Annotated in this window: 4 tRNA genes; all 4 read left to right on the top strand. The window is 47.4% G+C overall.

The annotated features are described in order from the left end of the window. The first annotated feature begins 101 nt into the window (after window positions 1–101). The 4 genes from AC1QQ2_RS14650 to AC1QQ2_RS14635 all read left to right on the top strand — a co-directional run bounded on the left by AC1QQ2_RS14650 (window position 102) and on the right by AC1QQ2_RS14635 (window position 735). A tRNA-Asn gene (locus AC1QQ2_RS14650) sits at window positions 102–177 on the top strand. Window positions 178–185: 8 nt separating this feature from the next. After that, a tRNA-Trp gene (locus tag AC1QQ2_RS14645) sits at window positions 186–260 on the top strand. Window positions 261–358: 98 nt separating this feature from the next. Next, a tRNA-Pro gene (locus AC1QQ2_RS14640) sits at window positions 359–435 on the top strand. Between the two features lie 201 nt (window positions 436–636). Further along, window positions 637–735 (top strand) — tRNA-Ala (locus AC1QQ2_RS14635). Window positions 736–785 lie beyond the last annotated feature (50 nt).

Below are 785 nucleotides of genomic sequence, written 5' to 3'. Positions count from 1 at the left end.
AGTACTCTGTTTGTAACTACACCGACGGGTGAGCTGCTACTTGCGAAAACGCCTTGGCCAAGGATCCGAAAGTAGTCGGTGTAGTTACAAACAGAGATAGTTTCCTGATAGCTCAGTTGGTAGAGCATCCGCCTGTTAAGCGGCCGGTCCTTGGTTCGAGCCCAAGTCAGGGAGCCAAAATTTATAGGGGTGAGGGAAAATGGTAATCCACGGGCCTCCAAAACCTTGAGAACTCGGTTCGATTCCGAGCACCCCTGCCAAAATAATCCTACATACATCGTATGGTGCGGTAATCGATTAATGAAATCGAGTCGTGGGGAGTCTAACAGAAAGCCGTGACGGTTAGACAACATATAATCCGGGTGTAGCGCAGTCTGGTAGCGCGACGGTTTTGGGTACCGTAGGTCGTGAGTTCGAGTCCCACCATCCGGACCAAAAATAAATCCGCCTCGCGGGATAAAGATCATAGAGACAGCTTCGGTCCTCTCTATGATCCGGATTATAGGATCGGTTCAGCAAACTTAAAGCTAAACTTTGGTTGTCTAGCGACAAAAACGATCCTGACGAATTTTCCTGCTTTCGTAAAAGCAGGTGGTGGAGTGGCTTTTTAGCCCCAAGTTTGTCCAAACTCAAAATGGACTGGTCGGAGCGAGAAGTAATACGGGCTGTGTTATGGGTAACGGGTGATCCTTGCAAGATCGCTGTCAATGGGTTCGATTCCCATACGGTCCACCAAAATTTAGAATGTGTACAGCAACAAATCAAAACATACGTTTTATTTGAAA

This window comes from Aestuarium sp. (assembly GCF_023253315.1).
GTDB lineage: Bacteria > Pseudomonadota > Alphaproteobacteria > Rhodobacterales > Rhodobacteraceae > Marivivens > Marivivens donghaensis.
The sequence above is the reverse complement of the archived record's forward strand: the minus strand, read 5'-3'. Positions and strand labels throughout refer to the sequence as shown.